10 protein-coding genes and 6 tRNA genes are annotated in these 14,405 nt (G+C 44.1%); 15 read left to right on the forward strand and 1 reads right to left on the reverse strand.

The features are described from left to right. Positions 1-3 precede the first annotated feature (3 nt). From I2D56_RS08780 to I2D56_RS08830, 11 genes are all read left to right on the forward strand, one after another. Positions 4-76: transfer RNA gene (locus I2D56_RS08780), tRNA-Phe, on the forward strand. 16 nt (positions 77-92) lie between these two features. Then, a tRNA-Tyr gene (locus I2D56_RS08785) sits at positions 93-173 on the forward strand. A 6-nt stretch (positions 174-179) separates the two neighbouring features. Next, positions 180-250, forward strand: a tRNA-Trp gene (locus I2D56_RS08790). A 12-nt stretch (positions 251-262) separates the two neighbouring features. Continuing rightward, positions 263-335 (forward strand) — tRNA-His (locus I2D56_RS08795). Positions 336-348: 13 nt separating this feature from the next. Then, a tRNA-Gln gene (locus I2D56_RS08800) sits at positions 349-420 on the forward strand. Between the two features lie 9 nt (positions 421-429). After that, positions 430-513, forward strand: a tRNA-Leu gene (locus I2D56_RS08805). Positions 514-699: 186 nt separating this feature from the next. Continuing rightward, positions 700-1,137, forward strand: coding sequence for a zinc-dependent MarR family transcriptional regulator (locus I2D56_RS08810; RefSeq protein ID WP_195348392.1), 438 nt, complete (start codon positions 700-702; stop codon positions 1,135-1,137). Next, positions 1,137-1,841, forward strand: a complete 705-nt coding sequence (locus tag I2D56_RS08815) for a metal ABC transporter ATP-binding protein (RefSeq protein ID WP_195324385.1) — start codon at positions 1,137-1,139, stop codon at positions 1,839-1,841. The genes I2D56_RS08810 and I2D56_RS08815 overlap by 1 nt, the downstream gene beginning before the upstream one ends. Then, positions 1,834-2,637, forward strand: coding sequence for a metal ABC transporter permease (locus I2D56_RS08820; RefSeq protein WP_125374845.1), 804 nt, complete (start codon positions 1,834-1,836; stop codon positions 2,635-2,637). Before I2D56_RS08815 ends, I2D56_RS08820 begins: the two co-directional genes overlap by 8 nt. 8 nt (positions 2,638-2,645) lie before the next feature. Next, complete coding sequence (locus I2D56_RS08825) at positions 2,646-4,145, forward strand: zinc ABC transporter substrate-binding protein AdcA (protein WP_195348393.1); 1,500 nt, start codon at positions 2,646-2,648, stop codon at positions 4,143-4,145. A gap of 384 nt (positions 4,146-4,529) precedes the next feature. Continuing rightward, a complete protein-coding gene (locus I2D56_RS08830; RefSeq protein WP_195214349.1) occupies positions 4,530-5,075 on the forward strand; it encodes a DUF6287 domain-containing protein in 546 nt (181 codons plus the stop codon). 60 nt (positions 5,076-5,135) lie between these two features. Here I2D56_RS08830 and I2D56_RS08835 read toward each other — a convergent pair whose 3' ends face one another. Continuing rightward, on the reverse strand, positions 5,136-7,214 hold the full coding sequence (locus I2D56_RS08835) for a GH92 family glycosyl hydrolase (protein ID WP_195214348.1): 2,079 nt from the start codon (positions 7,212-7,214) through the stop codon (positions 5,136-5,138). Between the two features lie 193 nt (positions 7,215-7,407). Between I2D56_RS08835 and I2D56_RS08840 the strand changes: the two genes are divergently transcribed. The 4 genes from I2D56_RS08840 to I2D56_RS08855 all read left to right on the forward strand — a co-directional run bounded on the left by I2D56_RS08840 (position 7,408) and on the right by I2D56_RS08855 (position 14,238). Further along, positions 7,408-8,688 (forward strand): glycoside hydrolase family 125 protein, encoded by a 1,281-nt coding sequence (locus I2D56_RS08840; protein ID WP_195348394.1) that lies wholly within the window; start codon positions 7,408-7,410, stop codon positions 8,686-8,688. A 76-nt stretch (positions 8,689-8,764) separates the two neighbouring features. Continuing rightward, positions 8,765-11,410, forward strand: coding sequence for an alpha-mannosidase (locus I2D56_RS08845; protein WP_154854095.1), 2,646 nt, complete (start codon positions 8,765-8,767; stop codon positions 11,408-11,410). A gap of 84 nt (positions 11,411-11,494) precedes the next feature. Beyond that, positions 11,495-12,364 (forward strand): ROK family protein, encoded by an 870-nt coding sequence (locus I2D56_RS08850; protein WP_195348395.1) that lies wholly within the window; start codon positions 11,495-11,497, stop codon positions 12,362-12,364. Beyond that, entirely contained in the window at positions 12,358-14,238 is a 1,881-nt protein-coding gene (locus I2D56_RS08855; RefSeq protein ID WP_195348396.1) for a beta-N-acetylhexosaminidase, read from the forward strand. The genes I2D56_RS08850 and I2D56_RS08855 overlap by 7 nt, the downstream gene beginning before the upstream one ends. Positions 14,239-14,405: the final 167 nt, after the last annotated feature.

Below are 14,405 nucleotides of genomic sequence, written 5' to 3' on the forward strand. Positions count from 1 at the left end.
TTTGGCTCGGTAGCTCAGTTGGTAGAGCAATGGATTGAAGCTCCATGTGTCGGCGGTTCGATTCCGTCTCGCGCCATAATTTAATATTATTCGGAAGGGTAGCGAAGAGGCTAAACGCGGCGGACTGTAAATCCGCTCCTTCGGGTTCGGGGGTTCGAATCCCTCCCCTTCCATCCTTTACGGGCATAGTTTAAAGGTAGAACTAAGGTCTCCAAAACCTTCAGTGTGGGTTCAATTCCTACTGCCCGTGTATAAGAATATGGCGGGTGTGGTGAAGTGGTTAACACACCAGATTGTGGCTCTGGCATGCGTGGGTTCGATCCCCATCACTCGCCTATTTTATATTATTGGGGTATAGCCAAGCGGTAAGGCAAGGGACTTTGACTCCCTCATGCGTTGGTTCGAATCCAGCTACCCCAGTTATACTTTGCCGGCGTGGCGGAATTGGCAGACGCGCTGGACTCAAAATCCAGTGTCCGCAAGGACGTGCCGGTTCGACCCCGGCCGCCGGTATAGTATTAAAGACAAGGTTTTCGGACCTTGTCTTTTTCTTTTATTCTTTTAATTTTTTAACGTTGAGTTACCTATTAGTTACTAAAAATTGTTTTTATTGTTTTCTGAAAACACTTTGACTATTTTCCTTTACTGTGTTATAATTAACCGGTAAAGTATTTACTGGTTAATAGAAAGGAAGTTCCTATGAAGGTTGCTAATCAGATAGATGAGTTTTTGAATTCTATCTTACTTATTTCTGAGAATCAGCATGAAGTATTGATAGGTTCTTGTACTAGTGGTTTTTCGTTAACCAATACGCAAGAACACATTTTAATGTTATTATCAAAGAATAATTATTCTAATTCTGAGCTTGCTAAATTGCTGAATGTTAGTCAAGCCGCTGTTACTAAGGCTGTTAAACAATTACTTTCTTTTGGGATGCTTGAAGCTTTGAAAGATGATAAAGACGCTCGGATCGTTTTGTACCGGTTAACAGATTTAGGACGTCCGGTTGCTGAAGAGCATTCTCATCATCATGATCATACTTTGGCTGTGTATAATCAAGTTTTGAGTGAATTCTCTCAAGAAGAACAAAAGGTTATTTCTAAGTTTTTATCTCGCTTATTGGAGGATCTTCGTTAATGCGTTATATTACTGTTAAAGATCTTTCGTTTTATTATGATCGAGAGCCTGTGCTTGAAGGTGTGAATTACTACTTGGATAGTGGGGAGTTTGTGACGCTGACTGGTGAGAATGGTGCCGCCAAATCTACTTTGATCAAGGCAAGTCTTGGCATCTTAAAACCAAAAGTAGGGACGGTTGAAATTGCTAAGGAAAATATAGCTGGTAAAAAATTACGCATTGCCTATCTTCCCCAACAAATTGCAAGCTTTAATGCTGGATTTCCCAGTTCTGTTTATGAGTTTGTGAAATCGGGACGGTATCCTCGTAAGGGTTGGTTTCGTCGGTTAAATCATCACGATGAGGAGCACATTTTAGCTAGTTTATCTGCTGTTGGGATGTTAGAGCATCGTGATAAACCTTTAGGGGCTCTATCCGGTGGCCAGAAACAACGGGCTGTCATTGCACGAATGTTTGCGTCTGATCCAGATATTTTTGTGTTGGATGAACCGACTACTGGGATGGATGCTGGTAGCAAGGATGAGTTTTATGAATTGATGCACCACAGTGCCCATCACCACGGAAAGGCTGTTTTAATGATCACGCATGATCCTGAAGAAGTGAGTCATTTTGCCGATCGCAATATCCATTTGGTGAGAAAACAAAATTCTCCATGGCGTTGCTTTAATGTCCATGAGAAAGATGGAGGTGAGGAGCATGCTTAGTTTATTTCAATATGACTTTATGCAACGGGCCTTGTTAGCGATGGTTGCCATGAGTCTCTTCTCCCCTATCTTAGGTGTATTTTTGATTTTGCGTCGTCAGAGCTTAATGAGTGATACACTGAGCCACGTCTCTCTATCAGGGGTTGCTTTTGGCCTCTTCCTTGGTTTCTCTCCAACTATTTCTACAGTCATTGTGGTCATCATAGCTGCTGTATTTCTAGAGTACTTACGAACAGTCTATAAAGATTTTATGGAAATTGGGACAGCGATTCTCATGTCGACCGGCTTGGCCTTGGCTTTGGTGATCATGAAGGGTGGCGGTAAAAGTTCCATGAGTTTGGACCAGTACCTATTTGGCTCTACCTTGACCATTACGGATGAGCAAGTGCTTGCTTTGTTTATCATTGCAGCCATTGTTTTAGTTTTAACGATTCTCTTTATTCGTCCCATGTATATCCTTACATTTGATGAGGATACAGCTTATGTAGATGGTTTACCCGTGCGTCTCATGTCTATCTTGTTTAATATTGTGACAGGGGTGGCTATTGCCTTGATGATTCCGGCTGCGGGTTCCTTGTTGGTATCTACCATCATGGTCTTGCCAGCTAGTATTGCTTTAAAGCTAGGAAAAACCTTCCGTTCAGTCATGCTTTTGGCAGTGGTCATTGGTTTTGTAGGGATGGTCAGTGGTCTCATTCTTTCTTATTACCCGGATACACCGGTTAGTGCGACCATTACCCTCTTATTTGTATCCTTCTTTTTGCTCTCAAATCTTTTTGTTAAATTTAGAAAATAGGTGATCTTATGAAAAAACTTGCATGGCTGGTATTAGCCTTTTGTAGTCTTCTTTTAGTAGCTTGTAGTGGTGGTCAAAATCAGTCAGGGAAATTGAAAGTCATGACGACTTTCTATCCTGTCTATGAATTTACTAAGCAAGTCGTTGGAGACGAGGGAGATGTGGAGCTCTTGATTGGCTCTGGTTCGGAACCCCATGATTTTGAATTGTCTGCCAAGGGTCGCGCAAAAATCCAAGAGTCAGATGTCTTTGTCTATGAGAACGAGAACATGGAAACTTGGGTGCCTCAGTTGTTGAAATCAATGGATGGCAAGAAAACTAAGGTTGTCAAAGCGACGGAAAATATGCTGCTTTTACCAGGTGGTGAAGAAGAGCATGACCATGAGGGAGGGGAAGAACACCATCATGACTATGATCCCCATGTCTGGCTTTCTCCACAGAGAGCTATTAAAATGGTGGAAACGATTCGTGATCAACTGGTGAAACAGTACCCAGATAAAAAGGCTAGCTTTACCGCTAATGCGGATGCCTATATTGCCAAGTTGAAAAAATTGGATGATAGCTATACGAAGAGCTTGTCTGCAGCGAAACAGAAAAACTTTGTTACTCAACACGCAGCTTTCCGTTATTTGGCCCTGGACTATGGTTTGAATCAAGTCTCTATCTCAGGTTTGTCACCAGATAGTGAACCGTCTGCAACTCGCTTGAGTGAATTGACAGAGTACATCAAGAAGAACGACATCAAGGTTATCTACTTTGAAGAAAATGCTTCTAAATCCTTATCGAAAACCTTGTCTGCTGAAACCGGTGTGGATCTAGCTGTTTTGAATCCATTAGAGAGCTTGACAGATGAGCAGATGAAAGATGGTGAAGACTACATCTCTATCATGGGAGCCAACCTCAAATCTTTGGAATTAACAACGACTCAAGCCGGAAAAGAAATCGCTCCAGAAGAGGAAGAAGACACCAAAACAGTAGCCAATGGCTACTTTGAAGACAGTGCTATTAAGGATCGAACTCTTTCAGACTATGTAGGTGATTGGCAGTCTGTGTATCCTTATCTAAAAGATGGAACCTTGGATCAAGTCTTTGACTACAAAGCCAAATTAACCAAGTCCAAAACAGCTGAAGAATATAAAGCCTACTACACCACCGGTTATAAAACAGATGTCGACCGGATTGTTATTACAGACAAAACCATGACCTTCTATAAGAATGGCGAAGAGAAGAAGTTCGAATACCGCTATGCTGGGAAGCATACGCTAACCTATACAAAAGGGAATCGTGGAGTGCGGTATCTCTTCGAAGCAACTGATCCGAATGCGGGTGAATTCAAGTATGTTCAATTCAGTGACCACCAAATTGCTCCTAATAAGGCAGCTCACTTCCATATTTTCTTCGGTGGGGAAAGCCAAGAGGCACTTTATGAGGAATTGGAAAATTGGCCTACTTACTACCCAAGTGACTTATCCGGATTCGAAATTGCGCAGGAAATGTTGGCCCACTAATCAAATAGAGAAGGAACCAGTTGGTTCCTTTCAGATTGAAGACAAAGTAATTTTAGAAACTTTCCTTAGGTGAGTACGGACGTCAGCGAACTTCGAAGAAGTTCCATGACTTAGTTTTGGATCTAAGGTTCCAAAACTCCCGAGTGCCTGAAACAACTCTGTTTCAGGCACTTTTCTCACAGCGGAAAGTTTTTCATCTTCTTAAATTATTAAAAAATATAATCATTTTTTGAAAATCATCTAGCTGTTTTATGTAAAACAATAGTTTGTCTGCATTCAAGAAGGAACCAGCTGGTTCCTTTTTTGATAGTAACAGAAACTTGTCAATTTGCTAGAAAAAGGATAAAATTAGGCTTAGAGAATACATTGAATTGAGGGAGATTCATGATGAAAAAGTATCGTTTGCTATTATTGCTTTCTGCTCTATTGTTTTTCCTTGGAGCCTGCGGTCAGAAAAAGCAGGAGACAGGGTCTGAAAGTAAAGAAAGTACGGTTCGTCAATCGAAGGACAGCTCAGCTACTAGTGAAGCAAAGAAAGCTGAGAGTTCGAGTGATAAGAAAGAGAAAACAAAGATGGATATTGAAGCAATTGCTCAAGGGGATTATAGTAGCGTAGCTGGTGTCTGGCAAGATGACAAGGGGAATAAATTGGTCTTTGATCAAAATGGTTTGGTCTCTAACGAATATGAATCTTACGGTCTCTCCTTGACGGATTATGGGACTGTTTCGGGAGGAGTTTACGGAGGAATCACAGGTGGATTTTTAATGGAATTCATCCCTGCTGGGCTTACGATTGATGATCAAACGGATGAAAATGGAGAAGTCGTCTTCCATGATAACTCTGATGCCAGCAAGGATCGTCTCTGGACTGGAACTGGGATGTACAGTTTTACCGAACAAGGGTCTTTCCTCTATAAGGTTGGGGATTAGGTCGTATAAATGAAATAGAAAAGAATGAGGAGTGTCCAACTCTTCATTCTTTTTCGTTTTTTAGATCTTAGGGAGCCAAGAAAGGTGGAAATCCAGCTTCTCTGCTTTCAAGAGGTCTTGGTGGCTCACTCTATCGATTCTGTTCCCATCAAGGGAAACATCTTGAAGGAAGTGTGCCTGGGCTGTGTGGGCTGTACGATGGATATGCAGCCATTTTTTCTCTTGAGGGAGATAGAGACGCAGGTGTTTGAAGAGGGGGATTCCTAGGTCATAGACTGGCTTGCCTGGACAAGTCGGATAGAGTCCCAAAACCGACCAGATATACCAAGAAGATAGACTGCCATTATCTTCATCTCCTGGATAGGCTTGGAAGCTTGGCTGGAAGGCTTCCTTGCGAAGGGCTTGGATCAGGACGCTAGTGTATTCCGGGTGTTGGCTATAGCGAAAGAGATAGGGGATGTGAAAACTCGGTTGGTTTGAAATGGCAATTTGCCCAAAAGGAGCTTGGGCCATCTCACTCATTTCATGAATTTCGTAGCCATAGCCCGTCACCTCATAATGCGGTGCTTGAGTGGCTAGTCGAGTTAAATAGTGGGTGAAGCCTTCTTCTCCACCAAAAAGTTGCTTGAGGCCCTCGATGTCGTGAAGGGCGCCTAAGGTTGCCTGAATGGCAGAGCACTCTGCATAGTCGCGTCCCCAACTGATGGGCGAGAAGTCTGGTCTAAAATGACCTTTCTTATCTTTGGCCCGAATATAACCTGTTTCTGGATCAAAGAGGGTTCGATAGGAAAGACTAGACTGGGCATATTCTTTGGCCAACTCTTCCTTGCCAAGTAGCTGGGCTGTTTGGGCAATACAAAAGTCGCTATAGGAGAAGTCAATGGTGTGACTCACGCTTTCGTGATAGTCGGTGGATAGATAGCCTAACTCCTGATATTCTTTAGCTCCTCGTCGACCGTAATGACCATTTGGATCCTCTTTCCTAGCTGTATCCAACATGGCTTCAAAAAGCTCCGTGTGGAGGTCGGGGGCTAGGCTTTTCTGAATAGCATCTGCAATGACTCCGTCAATGAGGGTTCCAGGCATCATGCCTCTTTCGTCCGGCGCTAGCCATTTAGGAAGGAAACCGGTATCCCGGTAATGGCTGAGGAATCCTTCGAGAAAATCTTGGTAGAGCTCGGGATAGACTAGGCTATAGAGAGGAAAGGTGGTCCGAAAGAGGTCCCAGAAGCCCAAACTAGTGAAGTATTTTCCTTCTTGAATGCGGTTGTGAGCGAAGTCGCGATGGACTGCTTTCTCCTCAGGGGTCACTTCATAACAAGTCTGAGGAAAGAGCAGACTACGGTAGAGACAGTGATCGAAAAAGGTTCGATCCTCTCCACCTGTATCTAAAATTTCAAATCGGTCCATTAGCTCTTGCCACTGGTGGCTGGCTTCTTCTTTTATCTCTTCAAAGCTTGCTTTAGGGAGGTGAGATTTGGCCAACTCAGAGTTAATAAAGGAAGTGCCTAATCGAGCTTCCAGCGTGGGGCTGTCAAACTCTAGGATCAAATCTTGACCCAGCCAGTGAGTTCGGGTGATAGCTTGGTCGAATTCGAAATGAAGATAGAAAGGAAAGTCTTGTTGGTCTGTGTGATTTTGGTCTAAGATGTGGAAGTGAAGATCCGTTTCTCCGAATTTCACCTCAGTTAGTCCATTGGGACAGTGCAAGGCAAGCGCTAGTGTAGACGGCCCTTTAAAGCGAAGGAAGGCTCCATAAAGGCTTGGCGTCACCTCTGAGTGGATTTGATAGCGCTCTGAGGTGAGGGCTAAATAATGGGGCTGAAAGATAGCTTCTTGGATCCGGTAACTGCTCTGTCTAAAATAGAGGTCTTCTTGACTCGGAATGTCTGTTAGTGGGGTAAGGAGACACCAAGAAAAATCCCCAATCCAAGGGCTAGGCTGATGGGTCAAGCGGATGCCTTGAAAGATTGGAAGGTTGGGGTTGAAAAACCAAGCACCCTGTTCATGTGTCGTCTGTGGGAGAAAATAATTCATCCCAAAAGGAACTCCTGTATAAGGGAGGGTGTTGCCGTTGGAATAAGCTGAGTGATTGTCTGTTCCTAAGCGGGTATCAATGCGAGTAATATCGGTCTTCATGCGGGACCTCCTGTTTCATACTAGAGTCTTCAAGCCCTTTTCTTTCTTTATTTTAGCAGAAGCTACTCAAATCGGAAAGTCTTTTTCAAAACTAGAAAAGTTTGTAGAAAAAGGGCTATAATTTGCGTATGTATTTCCCCTTTGAAATCTTTTATACTGAATAGGAAAGAATCGACAAGTGTGAGGAAAACAAATGACCTATTCAAAAGAAATCGTTAGAGAATGGTTGGATCAAGTAGCAGAACGTGCTAAGGATTACCCTGAATGGGTGGATGTCTTTGAGCGTTGCTATACAGACACTTTAGACAATACAGTTGAAATCTTAGAAGATGGCTCAACTTTTGTGTTGACAGGGGACATCCCAGCTATGTGGTTGCGTGACTCAACGGCTCAATTGAGACCTTATCTTCATGTGGCTAAAAGAGATCCTCTCTTGCGTCAAACCATTGCAGGTCTGGTTAAACGCCAGATGACTTTGATTCTCAAGGACCCCTATGCCAACTCTTTCAATATTGAGGAGAACTGGAAGGGTCATCACGAGACAGACCATACAGACCTCAATGGCTGGATTTGGGAACGTAAGTATGAAGTGGATTCGCTTTGCTACCCCTTGCAATTGGCTTACCTTCTTTGGAAGGAAACTGGTGAGACTAGCCAGTTTGATGAGACTTTTGTTACAGCGACTAAGGAGATTCTCCATCTCTGGACGGTGGAGCAAGACCACAAGAACTCACCATATCGCTTTGTTCGGGATACTGACCGTAAGGAAGATACTTTGGTAAATGACGGCTTTGGCCCTGACTTTGCTGTGACAGGCATGACCTGGTCAGCCTTTCGTCCAAGTGATGATTGTTGTCAATATAGCTACTTGATTCCGTCCAATATGTTTGCGGTCGTTGTCTTAGGTTATGTCCAAGAAATCTTTACTACATTGAATCTAGCTGATAGTGAAAGCATGATTGCTGATGCCAAACGTCTGCAGGCTGAGATTCAAGAAGGGATCGAAAATTATGCCTACACCACTAACAGTAAGGGTGAAAAGATTTATGCCTTTGAAGTGGATGGTCTAGGAAATGCTAGCATCATGGATGACCCTAACGTACCAAGTTTGTTAGCTGCTCCATATCTTGGTTACTGCGATGTGAACGATGAGGTCTATCAAGCCACTCGTCGCACCATTCTCAGCCCTGAAAATCCCTACTTCTACCAAGGAGAATACGCTAGCGGTCTCGGAAGCTCTCATACTTTCTACCGCTATATCTGGCCGATTGCCCTGTCGATCCAAGGTTTAACAGCTACAGATAAAGCCGAGAAGAAATTCTTGCTTGACCAGTTGGTTGCTTGTGATGGTGGTACGGGTGTCATGCACGAAAGCTTCCACGTAGATGATCCTACTAAATACTCGCGCGAATGGTTCTCTTGGGCCAACATGATGTTCTGCGAATTGGTCTTGGATTACTTGGATATTCGCTAATGAGCTGTCGCTCGACAGATTCTTGTCAAAAATCACACATATATCTTTAAATTTAAGTTAGAATGAGGTTTTACTCATGGAAAATGTTGTTGTACATATCATCTCTCACAGCCACTGGGATCGTGAGTGGTATTTACCTTTTGAAAGTCACCGCATGCAATTGGTGGAACTCTTTGACAATCTCTTTGATCTTTTTGAAAATGACCCTGAATTCAAAAGTTTCCACTTGGATGGCCAAACCATCGTCCTCGATGACTATTTAGAAATTCGCCCTGAAAACCGCGACAAGGTGCAACGTTATATCGACGAAGGCAAGCTTAAGATTGGTCCCTTTTATATCTTGCAGGATGATTACCTAATCTCCAGTGAAGCCAACGTCCGCAATACCTTGATTGGTCAAGCTGAATGTGCCAAATGGGGCAAATCAACTCAAATTGGTTACTTCCCTGATACCTTTGGAAATATGGGACAAGCTCCTCAAATCCTTCAAAAATCAGGGATTCACGTAGCAGCCTTTGGGCGTGGGGTCAAACCAATCGGATTTGACAACCAAGTCCTCGAAGATGAGCAGTTTACCTCTCAATTTTCTGAGATGTACTGGCAGGGTGCTGATGGTAGCCGTGTGCTAGGTATTCTCTTTGCCAACTGGTACAGTAACGGGAACGAAATTCCAGTAGATAAAGATGAGGCTTTAGCTTTTTGGAAACAAAAATTGGCAGATGTTCGTGACTATGCCTCAACCAACCAATGGTTGATGATGAACGGTTGCGACCACCAACCGGTTCAACGAAACTTGAGTGAAGCTATTCGCGTGGCCAACGAACTGTTCCCTGATGTGACCTTTATTCATAGTTCCTTTGATGAATACGTTCAAGCTGTCGAAAGTGCACTTCCTGAACAATTATCAACGGTTACGGGGGAATTGACCAGTCAGGAAACCGATGGCTGGTACACCCTTGCCAATACCTCTTCTTCACGCGTTTACCTTAAACAAGCCTTCCAAGAAAACAGCATCTTGCTAGAGCAAGTAGTGGAACCTTTGACTATCATTACAGGTGGCCACAATCACAAGGATCAATTGACCTATGCCTGGAAGACACTCTTACAAAATGCGCCACACGATAGTATCTGTGGTTGTAGTATTGACGAAGTTCACCGGGAAATGGAAGTTCGTTTTGCCAAGGTCAACCAAGTTGGAAACTTTGTCAAGACCAACCTTCTGAATGAATGGAAAGCTAAACTTGCGACTCAGAAAGCTCAGGGGGAGCACCTCTTTACGGTTATTAACACGGGCTTGCATAGCAAGGTGGACACTGTCAGCACGATTGTCGACGTAGCGGTTTGTCCATTTAAGGAATTGCACCCGACAGAAGGTTTCAAGAAGATGGCGGCTTTGACCTTGCCAGATTACCATGTAGAGGATTTAGAGGGGCATCTTGTAGAAGCGGAGATTGAAGACTTGGGGGCAAGCTTTGGCTATACCTTGCCTAAGGATAAATTCCGTCAACCCTATATTGCGCGTCAAGTGCGCGTGACGGTGCCAGTTCACCTAGCACCTCTTTCTTGGACTACCTTCCAGCTTCTGGAAGGAAAAGCTTCCCATCATGATGGTATTTACCAAAATGGGGTTCTCGATACACCATTTGTAACCCTCAGTATTGATGATGGCTTGACCCTTTACGACAAGACGACCAATGAGGCTTATGAGGACTTCCTTGGCTTCGAAGACCGCGGTGATATTGGAAATGAATATATTTACTTCCAACCAAAAGGAACCGAACCAATCTACGCGGAGCTGAAAGCTCATGAGGTCTTGGAAAATAATGCTCGCTATGCCAAAATCTTGCTCAAACATGACTTGACCATTCCGGTCAGCGCAGATGAACAATTGGATGCGGAGCAAAGAGGTATTATCGAGTTTATGAACCGAGAAGCAGGGCGTTCAGAAGAGCTGACAACCATTCCTCTTGAGACTGAGATGACGGTCTTTGTGGATGACCCACAAATTCGCTTCAAGACGCGCTTCACCAATACAGCCAAAGACCACCGTATCCGTCTCTTGGTCAAAACTCATAACACACGTCCAAGCAATGACTCGGAAAGCATTTATGAGGTGGTGACACGGCCGAATAAACCAGCAGCTTCTTGGGAAAATCCTGAAAATCCTCAGCACCAACAAGCCTTTGTCAGCTTGTATGATGATGTCAAAGGGGTAACAGTGGCCAATAAAGGATTGCATGAATACGAAATCCTTGGAGACGACACCATAGCTGTAACCCTTCTCCGTGCTTCAGGGGAACTCGGTGACTGGGGCTACTTCCCAACACCAGAAGCACAATGCTTGCGCGATATCGAAGTTGAGTTTGCAGTAGAATGCCATCAGGCTCAGGATCGTTTTTCAGCCTTCCGTCGTGCCAAAGCCTTCCAAGTGCCATTTACAGCTCTTCAGGTAGCCAAACAAGAAGGTAGCGTTGCAGCAACAGGTAGTCTCTTCAACCATCCAGCACTCAGTTTGCCACAAGTTTGTCCAACAGCCTTTAAGGTAGCTGAAAATGAAGAAGGTTATGTTCTTCGTTACTACAACATGAGCCAAGAAAATGTTCGTGTGTCTGACAAACAACAAACGATTCTTGACTTGCTAGAACGCCCATATCCAGTTCATTCAGGACTATTGGCGCCACAAGAAATTCGTACAGAATTGATCAAAAAAGAAGAAATTTAATTTCAACAAGAAAACATAAACAGAAAGGAGGAGCGAAAAAGTAAGAACAAACTACTGACTCGCTCCTTTTTACAGGTGAAATCCATGACCCTTGCAACCATTGATATCGGAGGGACTGGGATTAAGTTTGCCAGTCTCACTCCTGATGGAAAGATTTTAGATAAGGCCAGCACCCCGACTCCAGAGACTCTAGAAGAGTTGCTGGCTTGGTTGGACCAACGCTTGTCAGAACAGGACTATCGTGGGATTGCTATGAGTGTGCCAGGAGCCGTTAATCAAGAAACAGGAGTGATTGAAGGAATTAGTGCCATCCCTTACATCCATGGTTTTTCTTGGTATGAGGCCCTTGCTCATCACCAACTCCCTGTTCATCTAGAAAATGATGCCAACTGTGTTGGACTGAGTGAACTGTTAGCTCATCCTGAAATTGAAAATGCAGCCTGTGTCGTGATTGGTACAGGAATCGGTGGTGCTATGATTATCAATGGAAAACTTCATCGAGGTCGTCATGGTTTAGGTGGAGAGTTTGGCTACATGACCACCATCGAGCCTGCAGAAAAACTCAACAACTGGTCACAACTCGCTTCCACGGGAAGTATGGTGCGCTACGTCATTGAAAAATCTGGTCAGTCTGATTGGGACGGACGAAAGATTTACCATGAGGCTGCAGCAGGAAACACCCTCTGCCAAGAAGCCATTGAGCGTATGAATCGTAATCTTGCTCAAGGACTGCTCAATATCCAGTACCTGATTGATCCAGATGTGATTAGCCTAGGTGGTTCTATCAGTCAGAACCCAGATTTTATCAAAGGGGTTCAAAAAGCAGTAGACGCTTTTGTGGAAAGATATGAAGAATATACCATCGCTCCAGTCATTCAAACCTGCACCTACCAGGCAGATGCCAATCTCTACGGTGCCCTTGTCAACTGGTTACAGGAGGAAAACCAATGGTAAGATTTACAGGACTTAGTCCCAAACAAGCCCAAGCTATCGAAGTATTAAAAAATCACATTTCTCTACCAGATGTAGAAGTAGCGGTCGCTCAGTCTGACCAAGCTTCTATCTCTATCGAGGGTGAGAATGGGCAGTATCAACTGACCTACCGCAAACCTCATCAACTCTACCGTGCCTTGTCTGTGCTCGCAACAGCTTTAGCAGAAGGGGACAAGGTAGAGATTGAGGAAAAAGCTGCCTATGAAGATCTAGCCTACATGGCAGACTGTTCGCGCAATGCCGTGCTCAATGTCGCATCTGCCAAGCTGATGATTGAGGTCTTGGCTCTCATGGGCTACTCAACCTTTGAGCTCTATATGGAGGACACCTATCAGATTGAGGGGCACCCTTACTTTGGTTATTTCCGTGGAGCTTATGCTGCTGAAGAGTTACAGGAAATTGAAGCCTACGCCCAGCAGTTTGACATGACCTTTGTCCCATGCATCCAAACTTTGGCTCACTTATCAGCCTTTGTCAAATGGGGTGTCAAAGAAGTGCAAGAACTCCGCGATGTAGAGGATATTCTCCTCATCGGTGAAGAAAAAGTCTACGACCTGATTGACGGTATGTTTGCTACTTTGTCTAAACTACAAACTCGCAAGGTCAATATCGGGATGGACGAAGCTCACTTGGTTGGTTTGGGACGTTACCTTATCCTAAACGGTGTGGTGGACCGTAGTCTTCTCATGTGCCAACACTTGGAGCGTGTGCTGGATATTGCAGACAAGTATGGTTTCCACTGCCAGATGTGGAGCGATATGTTCTTCAAGCTCATGTCAGCAGATGGCCAGTACGACCGTGAGGTGGAAATTCCAGAAGAAACTCGTGTTTACCTAGATCGTCTCAAAGACCGTGTCACCTTGGGTTACTGGGATTATTATCAGGATAGCGAAGAAAAATACAACCGAAACTTCCGTAATCACCACAAGATTAGCCAGGATATCGCCTTTGCTGGTGGTGCTTGGAAGTGGATTGGTTTTACACCCCACAACCATTTCAGCCGTCTCATTGCAGTCGAAGCCAATAAAGCATGCCGCGCAAACCAGATCAAGGAAGTCATCGTGACGGGTTGGGGGGACAATGGTGGGGAAACAGCCCAGTTCTCTATTCTGCCAAGCTTGCAAATCTGGGCAGAGCTCAGCTACCGCAATAACTTAGAGCGTCTGTCTGCCCATTTCAAGACCAATACTGGCCTCTCAGTTGAGGACTTTATGCAGCTGGATCTGGCCAACCTCTTGCCAGACCTACCAGACAATCTCAGTGGGATCAACCCTAATCGCTATGTCTTTTATCAGGATGTTCTCTGTCCAATCCTTGATAAGCACATGACTCCTGATCAGGACAAACCACACTTTGCCCAAGCAGCTGAGACTCTTGCTGCTATTAAAGAAAAAGCAGGCAACTATGCTTATCTTTTCGAAACTCAAGCTCAGTTGAATGCTATTTTAAGTAGTAAGGTGGATGTAGGTCGACGCATCCGTCAAGCCTATCAAGCAGGCGATAAAGAGAGCTTGCAACAAATCGCTCAGGAAGAATTGCCAAAACTCAGAAGCCAGATTGAAACCTTCCATGCCCTCTTTAGCCACCAATGGTTGAAAGAAAACAAGGTCTTTGGCTTGGATACTGTGGATATTCGTATGGGAGGACTCTTGCAACGGATCAAGCGCGCAGAAAGCCGTATTGAAAACTACCTAGCAGGCGAAATCTCTCGTATCGACGAACTAGAAGTAGACATCCTGCCATTTAATGATTTCTACGGAGACAAGGACTTCGCAGCTACAACAGCCAACCAGTGGCATACCATTGCGACAGCTTCGACCATTTATACGACCTAATTCAAAAAGGCTGTCTTTAAAGAAAATGAATTTTAAGGAGGAGAAGGATTTCCAATGAAAAGAGGAATTTCTTCTCCTTTTTTCTCCATTTTTAAGGCTATGTCATAAATTTGTAGAATTTTTTCTATAATTAGGAGTTTGAAAAAGTTTTCATAGAGTTTTATAAT

It is taken from the genome of Streptococcus australis, from assembly GCF_015553625.1.
GTDB classification, from domain to species: domain Bacteria; phylum Bacillota; class Bacilli; order Lactobacillales; family Streptococcaceae; genus Streptococcus; species Streptococcus australis_B.